At 58.7% G+C, this 24,928-nt stretch carries 20 protein-coding genes and 2 pseudogenes; 11 read left to right on the top strand and 11 right to left on the bottom strand.

Features of this window, described 5'->3' with window-relative positions; translation table 11 throughout:
- Positions 1-14: 14 nt before the first annotated feature.
- Complete coding sequence (locus FHT71_RS04095; protein ID WP_183718964.1) at positions 15-1,892, bottom strand: AAA family ATPase; 1,878 nt, start codon at positions 1,890-1,892, stop codon at positions 15-17.
- The gene (locus FHT71_RS04090) at positions 1,889-2,515 is read right to left on the bottom strand and encodes a hypothetical protein (RefSeq protein WP_246717945.1); all 627 of its coding nucleotides are present in this window, start codon (positions 2,513-2,515) and stop codon (positions 1,889-1,891) included. The genes FHT71_RS04095 and FHT71_RS04090 overlap by 4 nt, the downstream gene beginning before the upstream one ends.
- A gap of 728 nt (positions 2,516-3,243) precedes the next feature.
- Here FHT71_RS04090 and FHT71_RS04085 point away from each other — a divergent pair.
- From FHT71_RS04085 to dcm, 4 genes and pseudogenes are all read left to right on the top strand, one after another.
- The gene (locus FHT71_RS04085; RefSeq protein WP_132594874.1) at positions 3,244-3,780 is read left to right on the top strand and encodes a transcriptional regulator; all 537 of its coding nucleotides are present in this window, start codon (positions 3,244-3,246) and stop codon (positions 3,778-3,780) included.
- Between the two features lie 409 nt (positions 3,781-4,189).
- Positions 4,190-5,775: pseudogene (locus tag FHT71_RS04080) on the top strand (phosphoribosyltransferase family protein); the annotation flags it as partial.
- A gap of 126 nt (positions 5,776-5,901) precedes the next feature.
- A complete protein-coding gene (locus FHT71_RS04075; RefSeq protein ID WP_183718962.1) occupies positions 5,902-6,792 on the top strand; it encodes a hypothetical protein in 891 nt (296 codons plus the stop codon).
- Positions 6,793-6,813: 21 nt separating this feature from the next.
- Complete coding sequence (gene dcm, locus FHT71_RS04070) at positions 6,814-7,926, top strand: DNA (cytosine-5-)-methyltransferase (protein WP_281412118.1); 1,113 nt, start codon at positions 6,814-6,816, stop codon at positions 7,924-7,926.
- 204 nt (positions 7,927-8,130) lie between these two features.
- Here dcm and FHT71_RS04065 read toward each other — a convergent pair whose 3' ends face one another.
- From FHT71_RS04065 to FHT71_RS04055, 3 genes are all read right to left on the bottom strand, one after another.
- Positions 8,131-8,487: a hypothetical protein gene (locus tag FHT71_RS04065; RefSeq protein ID WP_132594868.1), complete on the bottom strand. Its 357-nt coding sequence runs from the start codon at positions 8,485-8,487 to the stop codon at positions 8,131-8,133.
- Entirely contained in the window at positions 8,484-8,939 is a 456-nt protein-coding gene (locus FHT71_RS04060; RefSeq protein WP_132594866.1) for a hypothetical protein, read from the bottom strand. Before FHT71_RS04060 ends, FHT71_RS04065 begins: the two co-directional genes overlap by 4 nt.
- A 241-nt stretch (positions 8,940-9,180) precedes the next feature.
- A complete protein-coding gene (locus FHT71_RS04055) occupies positions 9,181-10,176 on the bottom strand; it encodes a zinc-dependent alcohol dehydrogenase family protein (protein ID WP_132594864.1) in 996 nt (331 codons plus the stop codon).
- 155 nt (positions 10,177-10,331) lie between these two features.
- On the opposite strand from FHT71_RS04055, the gene FHT71_RS04050 reads away from it, so the two are divergent.
- The 4 genes and pseudogenes from FHT71_RS04050 to FHT71_RS04035 all read left to right on the top strand — a co-directional run bounded on the left by FHT71_RS04050 (position 10,332) and on the right by FHT71_RS04035 (position 14,897).
- Positions 10,332-10,646 (top strand): hypothetical protein, encoded by a 315-nt coding sequence (locus tag FHT71_RS04050; protein WP_183718958.1) that lies wholly within the window; start codon positions 10,332-10,334, stop codon positions 10,644-10,646.
- Positions 10,647-11,042: 396 nt separating this feature from the next.
- Positions 11,043-12,906, top strand: a pseudogene (locus FHT71_RS04045) (mechanosensitive ion channel family protein); the annotation flags it as partial.
- 236 nt (positions 12,907-13,142) lie between these two features.
- Positions 13,143-13,976 (top strand): universal stress protein, encoded by an 834-nt coding sequence (locus FHT71_RS04040; RefSeq protein WP_132594862.1) that lies wholly within the window; start codon positions 13,143-13,145, stop codon positions 13,974-13,976.
- 102 nt (positions 13,977-14,078) lie between these two features.
- Positions 14,079-14,897: a universal stress protein gene (locus tag FHT71_RS04035; protein WP_183718956.1), complete on the top strand. Its 819-nt coding sequence runs from the start codon at positions 14,079-14,081 to the stop codon at positions 14,895-14,897.
- On the opposite strand, the gene FHT71_RS04030 is transcribed toward FHT71_RS04035, so the two are convergent.
- Positions 14,894-16,759, bottom strand: coding sequence for a heavy metal translocating P-type ATPase (locus FHT71_RS04030; RefSeq protein WP_132594858.1), 1,866 nt, complete (start codon positions 16,757-16,759; stop codon positions 14,894-14,896). The genes FHT71_RS04035 and FHT71_RS04030 overlap by 4 nt on opposite strands.
- A gap of 138 nt (positions 16,760-16,897) precedes the next feature.
- Between FHT71_RS04030 and FHT71_RS04025 the strand changes: the two genes are divergently transcribed.
- Positions 16,898-17,344 carry a hypothetical protein gene (locus FHT71_RS04025; protein WP_132594856.1) on the top strand — a complete coding sequence of 149 codons (447 nt, stop codon included), beginning with the start codon at positions 16,898-16,900 and terminating at the stop codon, positions 17,342-17,344.
- Here FHT71_RS04025 and FHT71_RS04020 read toward each other — a convergent pair.
- On the bottom strand, positions 17,298-18,047 hold the full coding sequence (locus FHT71_RS04020; protein WP_183719156.1) for a response regulator: 750 nt from the start codon (positions 18,045-18,047) through the stop codon (positions 17,298-17,300). The two genes, FHT71_RS04025 and FHT71_RS04020, sit on opposite strands and share 47 nt — an antisense overlap.
- Before the next feature lie 288 nt (positions 18,048-18,335).
- Between FHT71_RS04020 and FHT71_RS04015 the strand changes: the two genes are divergently transcribed.
- Positions 18,336-19,730 (top strand): trypsin-like peptidase domain-containing protein, encoded by a 1,395-nt coding sequence (locus tag FHT71_RS04015; RefSeq protein ID WP_132594854.1) that lies wholly within the window; start codon positions 18,336-18,338, stop codon positions 19,728-19,730.
- 211 nt (positions 19,731-19,941) lie between these two features.
- Complete coding sequence (locus tag FHT71_RS04010) at positions 19,942-20,397, top strand: host attachment family protein (RefSeq protein ID WP_165933215.1); 456 nt, start codon at positions 19,942-19,944, stop codon at positions 20,395-20,397.
- Between the two features lie 198 nt (positions 20,398-20,595).
- Here the strand turns inward: FHT71_RS04010 and FHT71_RS04005 are convergent, their stop codons facing one another.
- The 4 genes from FHT71_RS04005 to FHT71_RS03990 all read right to left on the bottom strand — a co-directional run bounded on the left by FHT71_RS04005 (position 20,596) and on the right by FHT71_RS03990 (position 24,832).
- Positions 20,596-22,503, bottom strand: coding sequence for a PAS domain-containing sensor histidine kinase (locus FHT71_RS04005; RefSeq protein WP_132594850.1), 1,908 nt, complete (start codon positions 22,501-22,503; stop codon positions 20,596-20,598).
- A 14-nt stretch (positions 22,504-22,517) separates the two neighbouring features.
- Positions 22,518-23,264, bottom strand: coding sequence for a helix-turn-helix domain-containing protein (locus FHT71_RS04000; RefSeq protein WP_132594848.1), 747 nt, complete (start codon positions 23,262-23,264; stop codon positions 22,518-22,520).
- A 194-nt stretch (positions 23,265-23,458) separates the two neighbouring features.
- Entirely contained in the window at positions 23,459-23,917 is a 459-nt protein-coding gene (locus tag FHT71_RS03995) for a pyridoxamine 5'-phosphate oxidase family protein (RefSeq protein WP_132594938.1), read from the bottom strand.
- Positions 23,918-24,181: 264 nt separating this feature from the next.
- Complete coding sequence (locus FHT71_RS03990) at positions 24,182-24,832, bottom strand: BON domain-containing protein (protein WP_132594940.1); 651 nt, start codon at positions 24,830-24,832, stop codon at positions 24,182-24,184.
- Positions 24,833-24,928: the final 96 nt, after the last annotated feature.

Here is a 24,928-nt window from a genome sequence, read left to right as displayed (position 1 = left end):
TTTCCACGGAGGTCTCATGCTGCAAGTTCCTCCGTTTCAGTTAGAATTTTCGCCACTTCAGCGCCCTCGACATGACCTCGCTTGTCTAAGGTGTCTGCGAGCAACTCGATCGCCGCGCGACGCCGCCTGACGATCTCGCGGCTTCGCTCCATCTCACGGACTAGGACCCGCTCGACCCTAGCGGCGATCTCCGGATTGCTCCGGCGGAGCCGATCTCTGAGTACAGGGGTGCTGGCCTCGAAATACGATAGCCCCTCGCCCATACCGAGCGAGACCTCCAACTCTGTGGCGATGTCGGTCGCCCTCTGCAGGTCCGATCCGTCGGTTCCCGCGGCACCTGCGAAAGCAGTCGCCAGCAATTCCTCCTCTGCTGCCCTCCCGGCAAGGAAGAATGCGATGCGATCAAGATGGTGCTGCCGATTTGGATCATTGTCTTCTTTGACAACCAGACGCGCGAAGCCAAAGGGCTGTGGGTCCCGAGCTTCTTGCGAGACAACGACAGCTTCCAGAGTGCCAAGCTCAAGATGGACAGCGACGACCGCATGGGCGGCCTCGTGGATTCCAACCATCCTCCGTCGAGCACCCTCCAGCTTCGTTGCGGGCGGAAGGGCGCGCATAACCATCTCGACGCTGACATCGGATTTGGCCCGCCGCGCCTCGCGCCTAGCTTGACGCCCGGCCTGCTCGAATGCCGCTCCGGTGAAACCCGCGGTGGCTGCTGCGATCCTGTTCACGTCCTCCGTCGAGAGATGATGGCCGAAATAGGTGTGCGCGAGATGTTTTCGTTCGGCGAGATCGGGCAACGCGATCGTCAGGTGTCGATCAAGTCGTCCGGGCCTCAACAGGGCCGGATCGATCGCGTCCGGGTGGTTGGTCGCACCGATGACAACCACGCCCTCCAGCTTGCTGTGACCGTCCATCAGTTCCAACAACAGGTTGATACACTGTGTCCAGTAGAGTTTGTGTTCGCTGTTCCCAAGGTGAGCGCGGTCTCCGATCGCGTCGATTTCGTCAAGGAACAAGATCGAAGGCTTGTTGGAAATGGCCTGCTCGAAGCTCCTGCGCATGGCTGTCAGCGTGTCGTTTAGGTATCCTGCGGATTGCCAGCGGGCTGCTGAAGTCGCCACCAGATGGACGTCGCACGATCTGGCGAGCGCACCGGCGAACATGGTCTTTCCAGTGCCCGGTGGCCCGCTCAGCAGGAGACCGCGGTCGATGTCACTCCATGACAGCCCCCCCTGCTTCCACTCGCGGATGTCCTCGGCTAGCGAAAGCCCCCAGATCTTGGCATCCCCATATCCAACGAGGTTCTCCAAGCTTGGTTCATCCGATGCCGGCAACGACACCTGCTGCATGCTCGCTAACCGCTCCAGAGCGTCCTTGGCCGGCCTTCCCCGCCTGAGTGCAGCAAACACAGAGGCAAGAGGGTACTCGAGCAGCTTCTTGGCGTCGGCGAGTTCGAGAACCTGGCCTGACAAGGATCTCGCGGCCGCTGCAAGATGAAAGGGTCTGACGGGGTCGACATCGACGACGCGATCGGCCGCAAGCTTGAATTCGTTCGGCAAATCCTGGCCCGGCGGCCAGACGATCAGGAATGACCCCGCGTCGTTCATGGCATCGAGGACGACATCGAGGTGGAGCTTGCCTCTACGGTCGATTTTGGGCCAAACCGCATTGAAGTTTGACAGCTCCGGGGTCTCCTGGACGAGATCGAGCGCGGCAATCTCGTATTCGGCACAATTCGCGCCGACTGGAAGACGGAGCGCGATCACACACTGGCGGTAACCGAGCTTCCTAAAGCCGCCGCCAAGACGAACGGCGTTCTTGAGAGCGAAGCGATACGCGAGGCGCTCCATTGTAAGCGGCTTCCGAGTTGTCCTACGGTAGGTCATTTGCCGCCTCCCAGCGCAAAACGGCGAAGCATTGTCTCAGGCCCAAGCATGCGCTCGTCGAGATCCGCAGAGATCATACGGTTGAGTAGCATCCAGGAGATGCCGGTCATGGGCTGCACCTCTCGAAATAGATGCATGCATTGCCCGATCGCTAGAGAGCCCGCCTCCTCCAACGCGGCAAGCAGGCGCATCCTGTCGTTCAATGGCGTCCGATAGTTCGTGTAACGCAACATGTCCTTTGCATTGGCGAGCCGGCATCCGACTTCAGTTTCCTCGCGGGAGACGAAGCGGTGGTGGACATGGCTGCAAGCAGCGCCTTCGGAAACTGAAGCCGAGCCCACTTCACCGCAGGCGTCGAGGAAGACGCGCCTGCCGTCGTCATAGTCGACCACGAAGTCCGGAACGTGAACGCCGTCCGAGGTCGGAAACTCCGTCGGAAGGCAAAGCCACGCGACGACGTGGTCGTCGACGTCTAAAAGGCAGCCGAGATCACGAGCCAACTGGCTCCGGAACATGACGTCGCCGGAGCACCTTACAGTTCCTAGCGGATAGAATTTCTGGGAGAGAGCATGCTTGTACGCAGCATAGAGCGCCTGCGGCATTTCGAAATGCGGATGGCTCATGACGATACCCGAAATAGCAATGGATCCTTGCCGCGGCGAAACGGCGCTAAGGACTCAACATATTCGGCTTATTCGTAGGAGCTTGTTCATCATGGTGAACAAAATACGAACAAAAATCGCGGCGTCAATAAGAATCTCGACGCCCAACGCCAAGCGCCCGCGAGGAACTGGGGATGATCGACTCGAACGGCCGACCGGGTACATCTCGATCCGAGCGGCCTCACAGTGCTCAATTCGCTTCGACGGCGGCGGCAGACGCTGCCTTCTTCTTCAGTTTGCGCAGTACCGGGCTCTGACCGGAAGCCAGTCGGGATCGCCATGGTATACCCAGGCAAGGCGCGCTTGTTTTCCGCATGCTGGAGCAGCGCCTCTGCCAGACGTCGATGCTCATATTGCCGTTTCGGCCACATCGGGCTTGTCTCGTTCAGTCCTAGCCATGGCAAAGCCGCGCTCGCGCAAGCTACACAAGAAGCGATGGTTCTTAGGGAGCGAGCTGAGCGTAGCAAAAGCCACGACGGTGAGTTCGAAGCCGGCGACGTCATCGCCAAGATTATCGCACGAAGGTCTCGTGCATGTCGGCCACCGATGTCACTGGCCCGGAACGTTGACGCGTTGGAGCTGGGCTGGCCATCGAGAGCTCAAAGAGATCGGGATCCGATCGTGATCTTCCCCTCGGTGGGTTTCGATCGGACGTTGCGACCAACTCGGTCCCGCCCTACCTACTGGCCATGATCGTATTCCTCGACTTCGAAGCCTCCTCCCTTGGCAAGCACAGCTACCCCATCGAAATCGCCTGGGTCTTCGAGGACGGCCGCTCGCAGTCGTTCCTGATCAAGCCAAAGCCCGGATGGACCGACTGGTCTGCAGATGCGGAAAAGGTTCACGGAATCTCGCGCGATCGCCTGCAAGAGGAAGGAAGCGACGTCGAACCCGTCGTCAGAGAACTCATGGCGGAGCTCTCAGGAAACGAGCTTTATGCGAGTTCGCCTTCGTGGGACGGGAAGTGGCTCAGCGCGCTACTTCGTGGCGGAGGAATGCCACGTCACGCATTGCGACTGCGGAAATCCGACGATCTCTTTACCGAGGTGGCGTTAGCTATCCTCAATACGGGTGGCACTCCAGTCGACGTTCCGGCTTTGGTGGCCGATGTCATCGCACGGTCGGAGCCTGCAAACCCGACTCATCGCGCCCTTCCTGATGCACTCCTCGAGCTTAAACGGCTCTGTCTTGTCCGGGATACAGCGAGGAAGATTGCGGCCTCCTGACAGATACGGTACTCGGTTGACAGGACGGTGGGAACAATTCGGAACCGTAGATCAATCCGCGTATGCAGACTGTAACGGCATGTCCAAAGTCGATTCTACTCGCCTGGGACTCTAGCGAAGAGGCTGTGCTAGCCACCCGGCATTCGATGGAGTTTCTGACGGGCTGCGCTTCTGTACATGTCACATTGGACGATCCTGTTGCACGGAGCTGGGAAAATGGCGAAGAGCCTGGATCTGACATGGCGACGTTCCTTACCCGCCATGGCGTGAAGGTTGAGGTTGACCGCATCGCAAGCGGCGGCCGTCTCTCAATCCAAAACCCGTCGCCGATAAGCCGAACGAATCTCGATCTTAGAAGTGGTTTGATTTCGCTCAATGCAGCAAATTAGCGATCACGTATATTTATTTAATGAATCAACAACACTTTCAGTTCCTGGACAGAGTAGATGCTGGTTGTCAGCTTGCAACCAAGCTCGTCAAGCTGAAGCTCGATCGTCCAGTTGTCTATGCCTTGCCACGCGGTGGGGTGCCGGTGGCGCTAGAAATCGTGCGCGCCTTGAATGCTCCGCTCGATTTGATCCTTGTCCGTAAAATTGGCGCTCCAGGCGCGCCTGAAGTCGCGCTGGGCGCCGTTGTGGATGGTGAAAGCCCCGAGACGGTCATCAACCAGAATGTGCGGCTGGCGAGTGGTGCTGACGATGCCTACCTTGAACGCGCCCGACAGTGCGAACTTGTCGAACTTGAGCGCCGCCGCGCGCTGTACCTCGGCAACCGCGCGCGAGTAGACCCCAAGGGTCGCACCGTAATCATTGTCGATGATGGACTTGCCACAGGGGCGACGGCGAAAGCGGCGCTTATTGCTGTGAGAGGCCAAGGTGCCGCAAAGATCGTTCTCGCCATTCCAGTCGCGCCGGAAGAAACACTCGCCGAGATGCGTCAATATGCCGACGTGATCGTATGCCTTCATCCCGCCAAAGATTTCTGGGGCGTTGGCTCCTTTTACGAGGATTTCCGTCAGCTCACCGATGAAGAGACTATTGGACTTCTGAGGCAGGGATGGACCGAATCCGAGAAAGCCGAGCCGAGCCCCAGCAAACGGCAGATTGCTGTCCCGCCACTCGGTCTGGTTGGCGATTTGAGCGTTCCGCCGGACCCGCGCGGCATTATCCTGTTCGCTCATGGCAGCGGGTCGAGCCGGCTCAGTCCACGGAACATTGCTGTCGCCGACAGCTTGAATGACGCGGGCTTCGCAACCCTTCTCTTGGATCTGCTGACGGCGGATGAGGCGGGAGACCGACGCAACGTCTTTGATATCCCGCTTCTCGCGGAGCGCTTGCTCGAGGCTGCGATCTGGATCGGTGCTGAGCCGGACATCGCTGATTTGCCGTTAGGCCTATTCGGAGCAAGCACCGGAGCAGGAGCAGCAATGCTAGCATCAGCGGAGCTTCGGGAGCGGGTATCGGCGGTAGTTTCGCGTGGCGGTCGTCCAGATCTGGCAGGGCGACGGCTGACCGAGGTCGAAACGCCAACGCTATTCATCGTCGGTGGCCATGACGAGCAGGTGCTTGCTCTAAACCGCGAAGCCCTTGCCGCCCTGACATGCGAGAAACTGTTGAGGGTCGTCCCCGGCGCCACCCATCTGTTCGAGGAGCCTGGCGCGCTGGAGGCGGCGACCGAGATGGCAACTGCTTGGTTCCAGCACTACCTCGCCCCGAAAGCCCCCATCCATGGATCCGCAGCCACAGCAACGCAGCCAGTATCGCAGGCATCGATAGCGGAAGTACTACGGTCCGCCGCCGAGCGTTTGCCCGCGCTGGACGATCCGGCCTTGCCGACGCCTTGGACCGGTTCGGCCACGCTCGTGTAGTGTTGCTCGGTGAAGCGTCCCATGGAACCTCGGAGTTTTACCGGGCGCGCGCTGCCATCACGCGCCGGCTGATCGAGAAACACGGCTTCACGATTGTCGCAGTCGAAGCCGACTGGCCGGACGCCGCAGGCTCTGCAGAAGGCGAGCGCCGCCTCGATCCTCTGCCTTCTGAGAGGCATTCATTTTACCGATAGGCTTATCGAGACCGAAAGATCCGCCCGCTATGAGATGTCTCGAAACGGAGCAGTCTCATAATGGAATTGAACCCGAAGGCGAAGGCGCTCGCCGGGACGCGGAAGCGGATCACGGAACTTCAACAGCAGATGACCGACAAGGCGCTGAAGATGGCTGCGGAAGTCGAAAAGCTCCTGGAGGTCGCAACTGTTCGCGAAGCGAAAGGCTTTCTCAAGGTTCACTGCGGCCTATCGTCAAGCGATCTCGGCACTTACGTCAAGTTTTCGAAGACCCTCAAAGGCGCCGAAGACGTCCTAGCAAGGAGCCGTATCCCGTTCTCCGTGATGAAAGCGCTCGCGTCGGCCGACAGCGACACTCGGGCGGAGGCGCTTACCACAATTGCTGGAGGCGCCCATCTCGACACGAGCGAAATTGCAGCGATCCGGCGAAGAAATCGAACCGACAAGATGTCCAGAGCCCAGGCCGCCGAAAAGGACCGCGCCGCGGTCATCGCAGCGGAACTGCGTCGCCGCGCGGCCTCTTCTTCTACTGCCTTGGACCAAGAAACCGATGCGTTCCTCGATACTGTTCGGGCCTTCGAGAGTCGGTTCAGATACTTCATCCAGAGCTTCGCCGATGCCAAGAAAGAGGAGCCGGAAACGGCCGAGGAATTTATGGCCGACTTCGAGCGGATTCGATCTGCGGGCGAACATCTACTCGAAACATTCGTCGAGGTGTTCGGGCCAAGACACGACCTTGCGGAAGATCTGAAGTTATCGAGAGCGCGATATGCGCTTCAAAGATTCGCGGAAGGTCGTTTTGCTCACGACGGCGGCTGGACTTTCGAGGAAGGCATTCCTGATCCTAGAAACCTCGACATCATCGGGGCGCTCCTGATCTTGACCAGCAGGCCTCGGAATTCGCTATGGTTACGCACTCCGAAGTCACCCCGCCCAACGGACCTCACGTAGCCTCCGCGCCGCCTTCGTTCTTTGGAGCTTTGCGCCGGCCTCGGAGGCATGTCGCTTGGACTGGAGGCAGCGGGCTTCGATCCTGTCGCGCTCATCGAGTTGAATAGCGACGCCGCGGCGAGCCTGCGTGCCAACCGTCGCGACTGGAACGTGATCAAACAGGACATGAAGCAGGTCGACTATGCGCCCCATCGCGATCGGATTCACCTTTTGGCCGGCGGTCTGCCCTGCCAGCCGTACTCACGGGCTGGAAAGGCGCTAGGCAAGGATGACGAGCGCGATCTCTTCCCGGCCGCGACGGAAATTGTGAACGCCGTCCGGCCGAAAGCATTCATGTTCGAAAACGTCGACGGTTTCAACGACGCCAAGCATGCCGATCACCGCGCCGAGGTCTTCGCCCGGTTCGCCGAAGCTGGATACGCGGTCAGGACGATATCGGTGAATGCCAAGGACTACGGGATCGCGCAAGAGAGGCCCCGCATCTTCGTCATTGGCATGAGTCCGGAGAACATGGCTAGGTTCCGCCCACCACCGACTTTCGAAGAATGGCGAGCAACCGTTGGCCACGCTCTCGAAGACATGATGGGCGCAGGCGGATGGTCGGGTGCTTCGCGATGGGCCGAACGGCGTCGGACCCAGGTGATCGTCCGCGACAACAAGGAGGAGATCGGCGGCCTAGCTTCGACTCTTCTGGGCGAGAAGCGGCGCGGGCGGGAGAAGGAAATCGGCCGGTGGGGTCTCCGCGAGATCATCATCGGCGGGACTTGGGACGCACCTCCCACCGACGCGATGGCCGCCGCTGCCGGAGATGACTTCATGCCTGGCCTCACGATGCCGATGAAAGCACGCCTTATGGGATTGCCTGACGGGTACGTCGTCATCGGAAACAAGGAGTCGCAGTCTCAGCAGATCGGCAATGCCGTCGTTCCCCGCGTCGCGCAGGCGGTTGGCCTAGCCATATATTCGGCCCTGCTTGGTGTCGACTTCGACTGGGAGGTTGTCCTGAGGCATCCGCGGCTCCCGTACGAGAGGGAAACCGTCGATCGGATAGAGATTGATGCGCCTAGTCTGGCGTACGATGCGGAGGTGCCTAGAGCGTCATGCGCCATTCCGGCTTCGCTTCTCCGATGTTAGAAAAAGCACTATCGATCAGGCTCTTCGACGCACTTCTTCACGTCTTCTATTAGAGACGGCGCATCGGACCGAGAACCCTTGGTCCGTGCGCCGCCCCCGAGACCAGCGGGTTGGAGGTGCCGCAGGAATATGTCCGTAGGTGACAGGACGTGTTCATCAATCGCAGAGCACCGTATGACCGTACGTAGGGGGCGGCACGATCAGTCAGCAATTGCTTTCGGGAGTGATCATCTCTTCGATAAACCGCCGCTCTCCAGATTTGCTTGCTTGAGAGATTCCGCGCTCAACAATTGCAGCTTGTCTAGGGGGCATTTCTTCCAGAAGATCTCTGATCCGTTCGCGTGCAACCTGGACCTCATCGTACTTAAGCGCGCGTTTTGAAGCGATTTTCGCCAAATATAGAAGCCGCCGATCTCCCTTGGACTGAAGATAGCGCTTGGCTAGGCCTTTCGAACGAAGTGCCTTTGCAGAGTCGACCACGCCCTTTACCGCGGACGTGCCTACCACCAGCGCGGAAAGCGCCTCAATGAGATTGAAGATAATAGGGTAAGCGAAGCTCATTGCCCTTTCTCCAAGTAATCCGGAAATCTCCGGTCGTAAACGACGTGCCACGCAAAACGTTCAATTGCATGCAGTAACACCGTCAGAATGATAGCAACTAATGCCGCGTGTCCAAAGATCCAACTTTGCGTCGATATCGCTTGCACGGTGTTGATGGCTCCAACGGCCTGCTCGGCCTGTTCAGGCCTATAATCCGCCACAATGCACCAAAGAAAAAGCGCGATGTATCCCGCTCGAAACCCATAACCTTCAGACGTAAAGCCGAATCCTGCGGCAAGTACCGCAGCAGTCATGTAGTAACTCTCGTCTTTGATCAAACCAGCGTGCTTCTCGAACTCGACAAAGAGTGGCAATAGCGGAACTACAATAATTGCCATGAGCGACATGAGCCAAACCATGAGGCGACGGCGGACGGACAGTAAGAATTCGAGAATTTTTGAAAGACTGGTCACGTATAAACTCATCAGAAGGCAGCAACAGGCGCGCCACGTGAACACCCAGTTCCTGCCTCGTACCTCGCATGCCGATTTTCATGCATGATGTCCGCAATGGTTGTCAATGCAGGGAATTGCACCCCCGTTTCCGAATGATGTGCGATGCGCCGGTCTGCAAGCGCCTACGGGACTGCATTCACCCGCATCGTTGGATTGCCACCATCGAAATATGCTGAGCATGCAGCGACCCTCTAAGTGATCAAGCCGCTTCTACCGGCACTAGGACAGCCGCCCCGTTGAGTCGACCGGCTCGTAGAGCCGCCAACGCATCGTTGGCCCGCTCAAGGGAATAAGCGGTTGTGACAGTTCGAATGTTTGCTGCTCGCACGACCACGAAAAATTCGTGGGCGTCAGTGCGGCTAAGATTGGCCACCGACACAACTCGCCGCTCCCCCCACAGTAGGCGATAGGGCATGGCAGGAATATCGCTCATGTGGATGCCGCCGCAGACAACCACACCGCCTTTCCGAACGGCAGCCAGTGCCTTGGGCACCAGCTCGCCCGCCGGAGCAAAAAGGATGGCGGCGTCGAGCAGTTTCGGCGGAACTTGGTCAGACGATCCCGCCCATACAGCTCCCATTTCCAATGCAAAGCGCTTTCCTTCGTCGTCTCCCGGTCGGACGAACGCATAGACCTCCTGCTGTTTCCAGCGGCAGACTTGTGCCAGGATATGAGCGGCGGCGCCAAAGCCGTAGAGCCCAACGGTTTTCCCGCCACCCGCCATCTTCAATGATCGCCATCCGATCAAGCCCGCGCAAAGCAATGGCGCGGTGGCAACCGGGTCCGAGCCCTCTGGTAGCGTGAACGCATAGTCCGCGTCGGCGACGACATGAGTCGAGAACCCGCCGTCGATCGTGTAGCCGGTGAACCCTGGGGCGTCGCAGAGATTTTCCTTTCCGTCACGGCAAAAGGAGCAGCAGCCGCAGGTGCGACCGAGCCATGGCACGCCAACCCTTCGACCTAGCAACGTTTCCGGCGCGCCGGATCCTAGCGCGATGACGGTCCCTACAATCTCATGGCCAAGTATCAGGGGAAGCTTTGGGTCAGGAAGATCGCCATCGAACACGTGGAGGTCCGTCCGGCAGACACCGCAAGCCTCGACCCTGATCAAGACTTGTCCCGCTGATGGAGACGGATCCGGCAGTTCGACAAGGCGCAGAGGCGTCCGAACTCTGTCAAGCATCATCGCCTTCACGTCAGCCTCCATCGATCGAAAAGTAACTCAATCAGCAACACACCAAGCGTTCTTGCCTTGACCTGAATCAAAGACTCCGCCCTCGCCGAGCGATACGAAGGATTGTTGGCGTAGCTGTCCATACGTACGCTCACGACGACGAGGAGGAGGGCAACATGGACCATATCGTAACCAGTACCCTCAACGCCAATCGTGCCGTCATTCCCAGTTGCTCGATCGCTCCAAACAACGATAGGCCAAGGGATGTGGATATTCTGCTCGAGCGGTCAGATAACGACCACTGGGTCGTAACCATGATCTCGTTGCGGGCGCGAAACTGGGCCGCTCACGAGCTTTGCTGCGCGCTTCGCAGTTGCTTCGCCGGAAGCATGCGTCTTGACATAATGAGCGCCGACCGCTTGCTGAAGAACGCGCGCAAACAGGGGTTCAAGACTGAATTCGTGGGCCTTGGTGGAAAGGACATTTTCTAAGGAAGACGGCACTACGTCCCCCGATCGCGAGAGACCGCTGCTGGGATGTGCCTGTCGGACCTTTGCTGCTGCATACGGTCGTTTCACGACCCAGCGCCGTAAACTTGGACGCTTCGTTGGTCGTTACCGCGCAAGCAACGACCACGCTCTGGTTTGATTGGTCGGCCTTGTGTAATCCGAGGCCACTAGAGGAGGTTCGATCTTACCTTGGACACCGCGCGATAGCCTCGAAAGGCGAGCTGCCTCATTATAGCTTCTCGCCCGCTGTTCGACTACGGCCACATCATGCGAATAGGTATCAAGCGGAGTCCGATACCAGACCTCCGTTTGAAACTTGAGACCTGCCTGCCACAACCACTCTGCCCCGTGCCCCGTGCGCCCGCGAGGTTCCCTCGGATGAAACTGGAAGCTGCAATTGTAGGATTCTTCCTCGTGCTCGCGTCGGTCGCTGCCGCACAGCAGCCTCCCTCCGAGACGAACCGAAAGATTGACGAATTCGTACGCCTGTTGGATGACCCCGACGTCCGTGCGTGGCTCGACAGCCGCAGGTCCGAAAATCCATCTTCCGCTCCCGGTGCGGCTGAAAGCAATTTTGCCCTCGTTAAATGGGAAGCCGCCGTCCGTAGCCGTGTACACAACGTTTTAACCGCCATCCCACGAATTCCGGCAGAGGTCGGCACGGCTGCTGTTCGAACCCGCGAGGAGGCCATCGCTAGGGGCTATTCCCCCGTCTTTGCGATTTTCGCGGGCCTCGTCGCCATTGGCCTCATAGCTGAATTGATCTGGCGCAGGCTTGTCGCGCGCAACAATGATCTGCTTGCTCGGCTTGGTTCGCTCGGGGGCTATGGTCTTTTTCGCGGTTGATTGGCCTCCCCTCGCGCGTTTGACCTTGCTCGCCTGTCTGGCGGCTTTCATCGCCGTTCGCTTGGCAATCGCTCTGATATCCTTGGCGGCCATTTCACCCGGCCAACGCCTGCGTCTGTCGATCCTTGCAGGATTGATCTGCATTGCGATCGCCAACGCGGCTATCGCGGAGCCCCTCGGCATCAGCCATGATGTTTCCGACGCCATCGCTTTCTGTTTCTCCGCAATGATACTCGTTGTGGCGACTGAAACGGTCTGGTCGACAATGCATATGTCATCGACATTGAAGGCCGGTCTAACAGCGTTCGGCGTCGTGCTATGGATCGCCTGGTCGCTAGACATGAGAGGCCTGTTCTGGCTTGGCATTTATGCCATCGTTCTTCCCAGTGTTCTGAAAGGAGTCACGCGCGTTGCCGGCCATCTTCATTCCGACGCCACCGGGCTGCGAGGCGTCCTGATCACACACGGTATTCGAGCCGTCGTTATTGGGATGGCGGTTGGATGGCTGGCAATCGTCTGGCATTTCAATCCGGATGCGCCTGGGCGGCGGGACCCATGGATTTCGGCGTTGGTCTATGGTGGCATGAAAAGCGTGGGTGTCCTTGTTCTCGCCGACCTGGTCTGGCAATTGGCAAGGAACTGGTTCGACCGTACGCTGCTGGTGGCTACCGACACCACCTCTCTTTCACCTGCTGATGCGGCGCGCCGCGCGCGATTCCGGACTCTGCTGCCAATCTTTAGAAATGCGATTGCGGTTGTCGTCTTGGTCTTGGCGGGCTTGATCGTACTTTCCGAGTTGGGGGTGCAAATCGGCCCGCTTGTTGCGGGAGCTGGGATTTTCGGCGTCGCGATAGGCTTCGGATCGCAGACTCTTGTGAAGGATATCATCAGCGGTGTCTTCTATATGCTCGACGACGCGTTTCGTGTCGGTGAATACATTCAGGCGAAAGAGTACAAGGGAACCGTCGAGGGCTTCAGTCTTCGTTCGGTTCGCCTCAGACACCATCGCGGTCCGGTATTCACGGTACCCTTCGGCGAACTCGGCGCGGTGGAAAACATGAGCCGCGACTGGGTGATCGACAAATTCCGGATATCGGTCGGCTACAACACCGACATCGAAATGGCTCGCAAGCTCACCAAGAAGGTGGGCGTCGACCTCAAGGCCGATCCCGAGCTTGGACCGCTATTCATCGAACCATTGAAGATGAAGGGCGTGGAGGAGTTTGGCGATTACGGGATCGTGCTGAGCTTCGCGATGACCACAGTCCCCGGCATGCAAACCTACATCCGGCGCAAAGCTTACGCCCAGCTTCGAGAGGTCTTCCTGGCAAACGGAATCACCTTCGCCCAGCCAACGGTCCAAGTCGGCGGTGACGACAAGAGCGGCGGAGCGGCGGAGCGGCAGCAGCGGCGGCTGCGATGCGCCCACACCAAGCGGGCCCGGCCGAACCGTTCACCTAGCATCCAGGCAAGGCATCTGGCCGCTTTTGTCGCGGCTCGGCCCGCTCTGCGATAGGCAGTCAATCTAGCCACTGCTGGGTTGGTGACGCGCATTTGCGACTTTGATCAACATCAAAGACAGGGCCCCTGCAGCTAGTACAATTCTCCTACCAAACCAAGGAGGGCAGCAAGATGAGCATCAAAACCGTCATATGCGTCTTCGGTGTCGACCGCTGGGATCTGGACCTCAAGACCGCCATCGAGTTTTGCGAAATGCAGGGCGCACATATGACCGCCCTCGTCGTCTGCATGGGGCGTGTTCCGGCGATTGCTACGTATGAAGCGCTTTCCACCACCTGGCTCGAAGGGCAGCAACAAGAAATCGATCGCCTTTCCGAGGAGACGGCCGCGGTCCGCAAGATCCTCGAAAGAACTGAACTGTCCTTCGATGTGCAGGAAATCTACACCGAGTTCGCCTGGGCCGACGACGACATTGCACAACGTGCACTCTATGCCGATCTTGTGCTTATTGGCCCTCAGGCCGCAGGGAATGAGGACCTTCAGCGGCGAATTGTCGATGGAGCGCTGTTCCAGTCCCCAACGCCAATTCTCATCAACCCTCGCATGCAGCCGGTCGTGGCGTTTCCGAAGTCCGTACTGCTTGCCTGGGATTCGAGCGAAGAGGCCGCGCGTGCAACCCGCCAGTCGATGGAATTTCTGAAGGGCTGCGATGCGGTGCACGTCACCCTCGTGGATCCTGTCGCTAGCAGCTTCGCGAATGGTGAAGAGCCGGGATCCGACATTGCCACCTTCCTTGTCCGTCACGGGATCAAGGTGGAAGTTGACCGCATCGCGAGCGGTGGGCGCCGTGTGGACGAGACATTGCGTCAGCACGCGGTAGACGTGGCGGCCGACATGGTGGTCATGGGTGCTTACAACCACCCGAGGATCCAACAGCGGCTTTTCGGCGGTGTGACACGGTCGATGCTGAAGGACAGCCAGATCCCGCTTTTCCTGTCCCGTTGACGCAGACTCTACGCCTATCGGCTCCGGCAGTCGCCGGGGCTTGCCAACGATATCAATGAAGTTCCCAACCGAAAGTCACTCATCCCATCCAAGGGGATCGCCATGAGGCCACAGTTCCATCTGCCCTTGAGCACATATCCAGAGGCAAGCTCGTTTACGATTATCGAGAACGCCATCCAGTTCTGCCTCCATCACGCGGCGGATCTGGTAGCGAGCCTTTCCGTCGCTCGGCGTCCTGGCCATCAGCTCGAACGCGCTGAAAATTCTATCGACGACGAGATACTTCAGGCTGATCGCTTCGACCGCAAGGTGGCCGCCCAGCTTGTCAGGCATCTGAAGCATCGGTCTGAAAGGGCATCTCTCGATGTCAGGCTCGATACGTTCGAGGCGGAGGCAATGTCGGCGAGCCTGAAGCTGGCGGAGGTTTCTCGCGCATACGACCTTACGATCGTCGAAAACTCCGAAATCGCGCGGCCGACAATCGAAAGCCTCGTTTTCGAAAGTGGTCGCCCGCTGCTTTTGCTGCCGCCAGAGGATTTCTACGGACGTATCGACACCGTTTGCATAGCCTGGGATGGCAGCGCCACTGTTGCCCACGCCCTGTCGACCGCCTATCCGCTGATCGGATCCGCCACCAAGGCGATCGTCGCCTGTGTGCGCAATGGAGAGCTATCCCATGACAAGCTGCTGGACCGCTACGTCGAAGCCTTAAAGCATTCGGGCCTTGAGGTGGAACTCGCGGCTTTGCATTGTGATGGCGAAGACATACCATCTGCCATTCAGGATGGTGCCCTCGAAGGCCGTGCCGACCTGCTGATCGCCGGAGCTTATGGTCACTCCAAGCTTCGTGAAGCGATGTTCGGTGGCGTAACGCGTGGTCTGCTCGGCAATCTCCGCGTCCCCGTGCTGCTAGCGCACTAAGCCAGTGCCCGAAGCGCGTTCAAGACGACCGCCACATCAATGGCCTCCTGGATGAGCGCTCCTTGGACCGGAGGCAGAAAGCCGAACGCGGCGACCAGCATTGCGATGGCCGAGAGACCTATGCCGGCGTAGACGCTTTGAAGCGCGATACGTTTCGAACGCCGCCCAATTTTCAGCGCGGTCACGATTTCCTTCAAATCGCTGCGCAACAGCACGACGTCAGCCGCTTCCGATGCGGCGGCGAGATTTCCCCGCGCAACGGCGAGGCCCACATCGGCCGCCGCAAGTGCGGGCGCGTCGTTGACCCCGTCGCCTATCATCATGACAGGTCCGGATTTTCTTTCTAATCGGATGATTTCGACTTTCTTGCCCGCCGACAACTCCGCCTCCACAGCATCCAGGTCGAGCTTTTCTGCGACCGCGCGCGCTACGCCGATCCGGTCACCGCTGGCAAGAATGATCCGTTTGATGCCCGTAGCGCGCAGCTTTGCGACCGTCTCAGGGGCTTCCTCTCTAAGCGTGTCCTCGAAGCAGATGGTGCCCGAATATCGTCCGTCCACGAACACAAGGGCACTGGCCAAAACATTGGTGACGGGAAATAAAGCGCCGCTGATCTTCGAAGCAATGAACGAAGGCCCGCCGACGAGAACATTGTGGCCATTAACCGAAGCCTCAACGCCCTCGCCCGCGACCTCGGTGGCCTTCTCCGGCCTTACGAGAGCGAGGCCGCGTCGGTGGGCTTCGGAGACGATCGCGCGGCCGATGGAATGCGACGATACCTGCTCGGCTGATCCAGCCAGTCGCAGCAGCTCGTTCGCATCGCCCTTGCAGTCAATGTCAGTGACGGCAGGCTGTCCGATCGTAAGCGTTCCGGTCTTGTCGAAAACGACAGTGCGAATGTTGGACAGTGCTTCAATCACTGCCGCTCCCTTGACCAGGATGCCGTGACGGGCAGCGTGTGATGTGCCCGACACGAAGGCGACCGGAACCGCAAGAAGGAGCGGGCACGGAGTCGCGACGACCAAAACGGCCAAAAGCCGCAAGCTGTCTCCGGAGAGCGTCACGGCAAGAATGGCCACGCTTACCGTCAGCACAAGAAACAAGAGCCCAAATTGATCAGCGACACGGAAGATCGGAGCCTTGCTTTGCTTGGCTTCCTCGACGAGTCTCACGATGCTGGCATACGTACTCTCCGCAGCCGGTCGGGCGGCGATCATTTCAAAGGCATCGCCCGCGTTCGACGCCCCGCTCATGACTGGCTGTCCTTGCCCAAGGCGTACGGGAAGCGGTTCTCCCGTAAGAGCAGATTGATCGACGAGTGCGGTGAGGCTTTCCACTCGCCCATCGACGGGGACGATGTCGCCGCGGCGGATAAGCAGTTTGTCGTCAATTCCGATTGCGGCGATTGGTATCTCCACCAGCCCATTTTCTGAGATGCGCGAGGCGGTTCGCGGCACTCGCGACAGAAGGTCGGTCATTCCGCTCTCAGCACGGCTATGGGCGTAGAACTCGAGGAGATGTCCGCCGGCGTACATCACCGAAACGATAGCGCCTGCCAGGTATTGCCCGAACCACAGGGCCGCAGACATGGACAGCGCGGCAATAAGATCGAGGCCGAATTCGCCGCGGCGAAGTTTTGACACGATTTCGACCAGCAGGCGTGCAAGCACTGAGACGATTGCGACAATGAGAAATACCTGAGCAGGAGGTCCGGCACCTGTTGCTTGCAGAACGAGGGAGATCAGAAGACATCCCAGCGCGCTGGAAAAAAGGAGGAGTGGCCAAACGCGCCCAGCAAAATCCCTCACGCTCCAACCGTTGAAAATCGTCTTGCCAACTGGCGCCGCATCGAGTGGCAGCATGCGTCTGTCCATTCAGAAATGGTCGGAAACAGCAAGCGTGGCATAAAGCGAAAGGGGTTCATTGATCTAGGACAATGACCGAAAGCCGTGTTTGCGCGACAGATAAAACTTGAATGACCACCCACCGGGAGAGCGGCGATGCAGCATGATTATATCCTCAGCGAACTGCGCCCCGATCAAGAGCTCGCCGCGTTTGCGCTTGTATGTAGCGTCGCGCCCACCTTTGGCGAGAGGGACTGGGAGGCATTGCTCGACAAGGCTCGCAACTGGCGCTGCCTCGATGTCGTTGATCACGCGGGCCGTGTCAGAGGCCTGGCCGTATTCAGGATCGTGATGCATCCGCAAGCCGGCATGATTATGGACGTTCCTATCTTCATCGCTCTGAGTGCAGCAAACCAGAACGAGATCGCGGAGAGCCTGTTCGCGGGCCTCCAGGGCTGTGCGACGGGCTGCCAATTCATAAGAGTATGGAATGCCGTGCCCAAAGATTTGGAAGAACTGGAAGATCCCTCGTTCTTTCGACGCTGGGACCACGGGCTCATGTACCGTTTGGCTTCCGATCCGATGTCGCCGGCTTTGCAGTGAACACGTATCCCACGGCCCGGATAGACTTTATGAATTGTGGGCGTCCCGGATCGACTTCTATTTTTCGCCTCAGGCGAGCGATCTGGGTATCGATCGCCCGATCGAACGCTTCCCGTTCCCGGTGGCGTGTGAGATCCATCAATGCGTCCCTGGTCAGCACTCGGCCGGCATTCCTGACGAGGGCATCGAGCATATCGAACTCGCCAGTCGAGAGCTCGACCTCGGCCCCTTGGGGATTGAGAAGCCGTCGCTTTTCCCGGTCGAGCTGCCACCCCTCGAAAGCGACCACGTCGCCCACGCTCGAGACCGGCTTCGCGCCCGTTTGATAACGGCGCAAGATCGACTTCAGCCGGGCATGAACCTCGCGCAGATGAAACGGCTTGACGACGTAATCGTCGGCACCTACCTCCAGCCCCACCACACAGTCGACGACATCCTCGCGTCCAGTCAGCATCATGATCGGAATGTTGGAGGTGTTTCGGATCTCCCGCGCAAGATCAATCCCATCCTGTCCTGGAAGCACAAGATCGAGAAGAATGATGTCGAACGTCGTGGAGTTCAGGAGCGTCTTCATTTGTTTTCCGTCAGCGGCGCAGGCGACGATATAGCCTTCCTGCTCGAAATAACGCCTTAGCATCTCCCGGACGCGCGCATCGTCGTCCACCACCAGTATCCGCGTGCTGCCGGGAGACCCCGTGGTCATGTGAGCACCGGTGGCCATGTGAGCACCGCCTCCTGAAATCTACGATCCATGCTTGCGGTCGCAGGATTGCGACTGCTACTCGACGCGTCAGGTGCGCCAATAATCGCTGATCACCGATGTAAGTGGTCTTGCTAGCGATACCGCAACAAAATCCATATCGCATTCCATGCACGGCTGCCATGACCAATCTCTTCTTTGCGCTTGGTCAATGCGGACACTCCTCTTCCAAGTCATCTTCAGGCTGCAACCGCATTTTTGGCGCTTGGCAGACGCGAAGAGGATTAGAAAATGGGTGGTCTCATTTGTCGGCTCCGCACCATCCGGGCGCTCGTTTGGTATCTGGAGATCGCCTCGATTGCCGTCGCCTGCGGCTGCGGCGTAGCAAGTGCAAGCGAAACCGCCTCCCCTTCGCTCGCGCCGATGCTCCGCCGAGTTGTTCCGACTGTGGTAAGTATCGCCGTTCGGGGAAAAGTGGAAGACGACGAGTCCTTGATCCTGACGCCTGGCAGGCACGCGGAAGCCTCGCCTTCCGACTTGATTCCGTCCCAGGTTTCGGTGACGGCTGGAACTGGCGTGATTACGGATGCGCAGAATGGCTACATCCTTACGAACAACCATGTGATCGAAGGCGCGACGAGCATCAAAGTCACGATTGCCGACGGTGCGACATACAATGCCGAGGTTGTCGGGAGCGATCCCCAGACAGATCTCGCGGTCATCAGGATCGAAGCTACCGGATTGAACGAAGCGCAGTTGGGGCAGTCGGGTTCGCTCCAGGTCGGCGACTACGTGGTTGCCATTGGCACTCCCTTTGGACTGGGTAAGTCCGTTACATTCGGCATTGTAAGCGCCCTCGGCAGGACCGGCCTCGGACTCGATTCCGAAGAGGGATACATTCAGACAGACGCTTCAATAAATCCGGGCAATTCCGGCGGTGCGCTCGTTGATCTCGACGGCAAAGTCGTCGGCATCAACACCGCGATCCTGGGACCGTCCGGGGCCAACATAGGAATGGGCTTTGCCGTCCCGATCGACACGGCAAAGGCCATCATGCGGCAACTCGTCGCGAAGGGTAGGATTGAGCGCGGTCTGCTTGGCGTCCAGGTTCAGGATAACAGTGCGGATTTCGGCCGCGCCCTCGGGGTCGAGATTGCGACAGGGGCGCTCGTAAGCGATGTTGTGTCGGGCGCAGGAGGTTCGAAGGCCGGAGTAATGGTTGGGGACGTCATCGCTGCAGTGAACGGTACGCCCGTATCGACCGCTGGCCAATTACGAGCGCGGATCACTGCCCTAGCGCCGGACACGACCGTGAGACTGACCGTGATGCGCCCCGGAGGGAAAGTCGAAATCAACGCGACGCTTAGTGCGAGCCTACCCGAAGCCCAGGCTGAAAATCCTGAGTTCGTAGATGGCGAAGGGTTGCTGGCGCTGGTGACGCTCCAGACGCTTGACAGCGCTTCCGATGCCTTTGGCAAGGTGCAAGGCGGCGTTGTGATGGCGATCTCCGACAGCAGCGCCGCTGCCGCGGCCGGCCTTCGGCCCGGCGACGTCATAACCAGTGTCAACAGAACGAAAACAACGACGCCTCAAATGGTGGTAGAGCTTACAAAGGCAGTGAAGGATCTTCTCCTGCTCGGCATTTTCCGTGATGGCCATATGAGTTTCCTGGTCATCAAACGATAGAAACATCAACACGGCTGCAGCGGCTGCAAGCGCCCCCAGGGCGCATCGGCATTCAGGATGTTTACGTGAGCTGATACCACCGAATACTCGCTCTTTGATCCACGGCAATGTCGTTTGTTCGGTTCAGCGATAACATCCTTCCAGTTGCTGGGCCTGAGCAAGGCAAATTGCCAAGGCCCAGTCTCCGACAATGCAAGAGAGGAGAAAAACTATGGACAAAATACGAATTCGCTCGAAGGACTGGATCCTGGTGTGCGATGGATCCAAGGCACTATTTCTGCGCAACGATGGCGACGCGCAGGACCTAAATCTCGTCGAAGTCCGCACTTTGATCAATGAGGGTGTCCCGACGCATGAACTCGGCGCCGATCGTCCAGGAAAAGTTCACGCATCCGCGGACGGCGTGCGAAGCGCAGTTGAAGCCCCTGATCTGCACGAGCGGCAGGAAGAGGAGTTCCTAGCCAATGCGGCGGGGGAGACCGAAGCAGACATCAGGCGAGGTGCGACGCAACGCCTGCTTTTGATCGCTCCTCCACGCGCGCTCGGTTTTCTACGCCAGCATCTTGGAACCGCGACTCAAGCCGCTCTGGTTGCAGAAATCGCGAAGGACTATACGAAGATGCCCGTCCGCGAGATCGAAGCGCGACTTCAGGAGGAGGTTCGCTGAGAAATCGCTGACAACTGTCTGAGCGATTGTCGCGCCGACAAGACTCCCGAGTGAGATCGGCAATCGCTTTGGAGGTGTCAATTATGCGGCTATCCAAATGCGGGCGGCTTTGGCCCGGCTCGCAAATGGCAGGCGACCGGTATTGCGAGGCATGCACCAAATCTCGCAACGTCCGTCGGTCGTTTGGACTTAACGACCTCAATCGAAAAGCTGGCGCAGCCGGATGGCCAGATCCTGAGCTCTGTATGGTTTCTTCAACCAACTCGCGGAAGGCAATGAACGATTGGCAATGCTTGGCTCAGCATAGCCCGAAGTGAAAAGTACTTTGATGTCGGGCTTAAGCAAGAGGGCCTGCCTAGCCAGTTCGTCGCCCGTCATGCCTCCCGGCATGACAATATCGGTAAAGAGAAGATCGATCGTGTGATCCTTGGATAGAAACTTCAGCGCATCTGCGGCTGAAGCCGCCTCCAGCACGGAGTAGCCGCCCTTTCTCAATCTCGAGACGACAACACGTCTGACGCGCTCGTCGTCTTCGACAACCAGGATCTTCTCAGAACCTCCCGGCGCTTCCTCAGTGCTGGCTGCTTTGTTAGCCTTGGCAGCGACTGCAGCCGCAGCGGCAGGCAGAAAGATACGCACCGTCGTTCCCTGATCGAGTTCGCTATGGAGCTGAATATGCCCGCCGAGTTGCTTGACGAAGCCATAGACCATGCTGAGCCCAAGTCCGGTTCCGGCACCGACACCCTTGGTGGTGAAGAACGGTTCGAAGGCGCGGGTCTTCACGTCTTCAGACATCCCGCTTCCGCTGTCGGTTACGGAGATCAAGACGTAATCGCCCGGCCTCGATTCAGGGTACATCCGGGCATAGTCGAGATCCAGTCTTGCTCGTGAAATCTCGAGTGTAAGGCTGCCGCCGTTCGGCATGGCATCGCGCGCGTTCAGCGCAAGATTGAGCAAGGCGTTCTGGAGCTGGGAGCCATCGACGAGCGCGATGTGATCGCTGCCTTTGATGCTGGTGCGAAGTTCAATTGCCTCACCGAGTGTTCGTTGCAAGAGTTCGGAAAAGCTCGATACCAGCGAGCCGATGTCCACGCTCTTGGGATTGAGGGGCTGACGCCTTCCAAATGCAAGAAGCTGCCCGGTCAGCTTCGCGCCATCGTCGGCGGCCTCCTGGGCCTCACGAACCAGTTCGCGTTGCTTTTCGTCGGTTAGGCAGGCGTCGAGCATTTCAAGATTTCCGCTAATCACGGTCAGCAAGTTGTTGAAGTCGTGAGCAAGCCCGCCGGTCAACTGTCCGACAGCCTCCATCTTCTGAGCTTGACGAAGCTCCTCTTCGATCCGATGCCTGCTGGTTAGGTCACGGATGAAACCGGTGAAGATGCGAGTGTCATTCGAGATCGCCTCTCCAACGGAGAGCTCCATCGGGAAGACCGACCCATCCTTCTTGCGGCCCTTCACCACGCGGCCGAGACCGATGATCCGGGCCTTGCCCGTCCGCAGATAGTCGGCAATGTATCGGTCGTGTTCCTCCCGATATGGCGACGGCATGAGCATGCGAACGTTTCGGCCGATTACCTCGCGCGACGAGTAGCCGAACAGCCCCTCGGCAGCGGCGCTGAAGGAGGTTATAGAGCCGGTGTCGTTGATCACGACCATGGGATCCGGAACGGTTGCGAGAATCGAGCTCAGGTGCGCCTCGCGGTCTGCAAGATCTTCCTGTACCTTCCTGGCTTCTGAGACATCGATATTCGTCTGTATGACGACCGGCGTCGGCGAAGCCGCGTCGAAGACGACCCAGCGCGTCGAAACCGTCATCGGATGTCCATCCTTATGGCGATGAACTATATCACCATCCCAAGTGAGGCCGGCGTAAACGTCCTTCCTGATGTCGTCGATCGCCCTCGGGAACTCGGTGGCAAGAAGCTTGTGGACTACTTGCCCTACGGCTTCCTCCCGCGTCCAACCGTAGAGCCGCTCGCAACCCGATGTCCAATGGCTGATGACACCGTCGACGCCGTGGATGATCACGTTCGTGTCGTCGAAGACGCGGGCGATGACATCAAGATCCCGCCCCTTGGACGTCGAAACCGCGGCATCGTTTGCCATCGTCGCCTTCCCGCTTAGTGATGGTGTCGCATCGGCGTTTCGTCGAAGCGGAAGCCTTCGTCTGCGTCAGCTTGGCTCTCTCCTGCCCTATGCACAAGAGCAGACTTGTTGCGCACGACGATCCTATATCGGCCACTTACCGATATGAGGCCCATGCCGACCAGTTTGGTGATGGTGCGCGAGACGGTTTCGATGGTCAGTCCAAGGTAGTCCGCGATATCGAGCCGGGTCATCGGCAGGCAGATGGCGGCCGGATCGGCGACTTGCGACGCGCTTTTCTCCAATCGGTTCAGAAGAAAGCTGCACAACCGTTCTTCGGCGCTCTTGCAGGAAAGTAGCACCATCTGGTCCTGCGCCGCCGCTACTTCGTCGCGAAGCTGCGACAGAAGCACGGGACGCAGGTGAGGCTGCGCCCGTAGCTGTTGTTCGAAGGATGCTTTCGTCCGCCGCTGAAAGGAAACGTCATCGATCGCCTCGGCGCTGTAGAGATATCGGTTCTTGAACGACACGCCGACGATATCGCCTTTGGCGAGAAATCCGGTGATCACTCGACGGCCGTCATGCAGGAGTCGGCAGATGCGCAGGTTGCCCTCCAGGATCGCGAAGACATGATCGGCGCGATCTCCTTCGAAGAACACGACCTTGCCCGCCGCTGCACGTTCGACCGGAGCTCGGTTGAAAAGCACGCCGAGGCCCATCGGCTCCGGTGAGACCGATACTTGCTCAAACAACTGCCTGACATTGAGATTGTTCGCCAACATGATCTTTCCTCCACTCAGGTGGCGTTCAGTTGACGACCCTTACGTTACAGGGGAATGCTTCTTCTGTGCCAATTGGCGGAAGTTTGTGACAGTCTGTTACAGCCAGATTCATCGATGTCTGGCAGTGACGAAAGCGGTGTCTTGTTCGTCTTTCGATCAACCGCCCACGCGACGCGGTTCCTTGAAAAATGCCGCTAGTCCACTTGCGTGGCGATCCGACCCGAGACGTCGTTCAGATAGATGCCGTAAAAGAGGTGCGAAGAAGCGGTCGCGGGCGGCACATCGACCGGCTTCAACGATCCGACCTCCCACCAGTCGAAGTGCTTTGCGAGCAGTGACCACGCGTGGAGCCGCTCCTCGTGCCAGGCATCGGTGTCCGTGAGTTCCTGGAAACGCCCGTTCAGTACCACGCTTTTCCAGCAACCCTTGCTGGGCGATTCGTCGACCTGAAGACATACCTTCGGGTTCTGCCGCATCCATTCGATTTTTCGTCCCGGCATGGAGAAGCTGTAGGCGACCCTGGCCTGGAAGGCGAAATACAACGGCACGACATAAGGCTGCCCGTCATTGCAGCAGGCCAGGTGGCCGTAGTGACTGCCTTCCAGCATTGCGAGGCATTCCGCGTGACTCATATTCCTGAGCGCCATTGTCATGGCCTTCACTCCCGATTGTCAAAGATGGTCCCGAATAGACCGCTGCAGGTCGAAACCCCGTTGACCTACGTCACCGCTTGCGCGGTAAAGGAGCACACTGAACATAGTGGCAATCATTATCGCTATTAGGAATAGCAACAATGCGTGGTCGAGCACGAACCAGCGCAGCCATCTGTAGCAATCTTGAGCATGCATTCGTCGAACTCCCAGGATATGCTTGCAGGGCTGCAGCCGCAGTTTGCTTCCGTAGGCCGCGGAACCCGGTTAACCACCTATAGACAGGTTATTGACCACACTGACGACACCGGGAATCGACCACGCTGCTCGCTCCGCCGCGATGCGTTCGCGCCATCCGGTGACGCCGCCCTTAAGAGTCACATTGCCGCCAGCGACATCCACCTGAATATGGGCAGCCTCGACGTCGGCGTTGCGTTTCAACGCGCCTTCGATCCGGTTCTTAACATCCGGAACCGATGCTGCCGGCTTGATCGACAATACGTTGGTGACGCCCACCACGCCCCCGAGCTTCATGACTGCCTTTTCGGCCGCCACGCGCTGGAAGTGCCACGGCACCTCTCCAGACAGCGTCACCCAACCCTTCTGGACTTTGACATCGATCGCGCCATTTGGCAAAAGCGTGTCCCATTCGATGATATCGAGCGCCCGCGCGGCAATTTCATCGTCAGCGTGCTTCTTCCTCTCCGCGAAGCGGACTTCGAGGTTCTCTGCCAGCGCGCGTGCTCCCTTGACCCGCTTGACTGCGAGCTCGGCGGCAATCTTTTCAGCGTAGCTGCCGACATGGCCCGTCAAGGTGACAACGCCGTTTTCAACCGTTACGCCGATGTTGGCTGCATCCACGCTCGGTTCAAAACCGAGTTCGTCGATGATATTCTGACGTAGTGCGAGATCATTCATGACATTCCTCCACTGAACAAAGGGTTCTCGAGACCTCGTCGAGATGATCCGCCATTTTGCCGACCTGACATTGCGCTTGATCAAACCAGGCGAAAA

This window comes from Rhizobium sp. BK060 (genome assembly GCF_014193145.1).
Lineage (GTDB): Bacteria > Pseudomonadota > Alphaproteobacteria > Rhizobiales > Rhizobiaceae > Rhizobium.
The sequence above is the reverse complement of the archived record's forward strand: the minus strand, read 5'-3'. Positions and strand labels throughout refer to the sequence as shown.

Excerpts from the sequence above, each read along its gene's own strand:
- FHT71_RS04095 (WP_183718964.1), bottom strand. The coding sequence starts at position 1,892 with ATGACCTACCGTAGGACAACTCGGAAGCCGCTTACAATGGAGCGCCTC.
- FHT71_RS04090 (WP_246717945.1), bottom strand. The coding sequence starts at position 2,515 with ATGAGCCATCCGCATTTCGAAATGCCGCAGGCGCTCTATGCTGCGTAC.
- FHT71_RS04085 (WP_132594874.1), top strand. The coding sequence starts at position 3,244 with ATGATCGTATTCCTCGACTTCGAAGCCTCCTCCCTTGGCAAGCACAGC.
- FHT71_RS04075 (WP_183718962.1), top strand. The coding sequence starts at position 5,902 with ATGGAATTGAACCCGAAGGCGAAGGCGCTCGCCGGGACGCGGAAGCGG.
- FHT71_RS04065 (WP_132594868.1), bottom strand. The coding sequence starts at position 8,487 with ATGAGCTTCGCTTACCCTATTATCTTCAATCTCATTGAGGCGCTTTCC.
- FHT71_RS04050 (WP_183718958.1), top strand. The coding sequence starts at position 10,332 with ATGGACCATATCGTAACCAGTACCCTCAACGCCAATCGTGCCGTCATT.
- FHT71_RS04040 (WP_132594862.1), top strand. The coding sequence starts at position 13,143 with ATGAGCATCAAAACCGTCATATGCGTCTTCGGTGTCGACCGCTGGGAT.
- FHT71_RS04035 (WP_183718956.1), top strand. The coding sequence starts at position 14,079 with ATGAGGCCACAGTTCCATCTGCCCTTGAGCACATATCCAGAGGCAAGC.
- FHT71_RS04030 (WP_132594858.1), bottom strand. The coding sequence starts at position 16,759 with ATGCTGCCACTCGATGCGGCGCCAGTTGGCAAGACGATTTTCAACGGT.
- FHT71_RS04025 (WP_132594856.1), top strand. The coding sequence starts at position 16,898 with ATGCAGCATGATTATATCCTCAGCGAACTGCGCCCCGATCAAGAGCTC.
- FHT71_RS04020 (WP_183719156.1), bottom strand. The coding sequence starts at position 18,047 with ATGACCACGGGGTCTCCCGGCAGCACGCGGATACTGGTGGTGGACGAC.
- FHT71_RS04015 (WP_132594854.1), top strand. The coding sequence starts at position 18,336 with ATGGGTGGTCTCATTTGTCGGCTCCGCACCATCCGGGCGCTCGTTTGG.
- FHT71_RS04010 (WP_165933215.1), top strand. The coding sequence starts at position 19,942 with ATGGACAAAATACGAATTCGCTCGAAGGACTGGATCCTGGTGTGCGAT.
- FHT71_RS04005 (WP_132594850.1), bottom strand. The coding sequence starts at position 22,503 with ATGGCAAACGATGCCGCGGTTTCGACGTCCAAGGGGCGGGATCTTGAT.
- FHT71_RS04000 (WP_132594848.1), bottom strand. The coding sequence starts at position 23,264 with ATGTTGGCGAACAATCTCAATGTCAGGCAGTTGTTTGAGCAAGTATCG.
- FHT71_RS03995 (WP_132594938.1), bottom strand. The coding sequence starts at position 23,917 with ATGACAATGGCGCTCAGGAATATGAGTCACGCGGAATGCCTCGCAATG.
- FHT71_RS03990 (WP_132594940.1), bottom strand. The coding sequence starts at position 24,832 with ATGAATGATCTCGCACTACGTCAGAATATCATCGACGAACTCGGTTTT.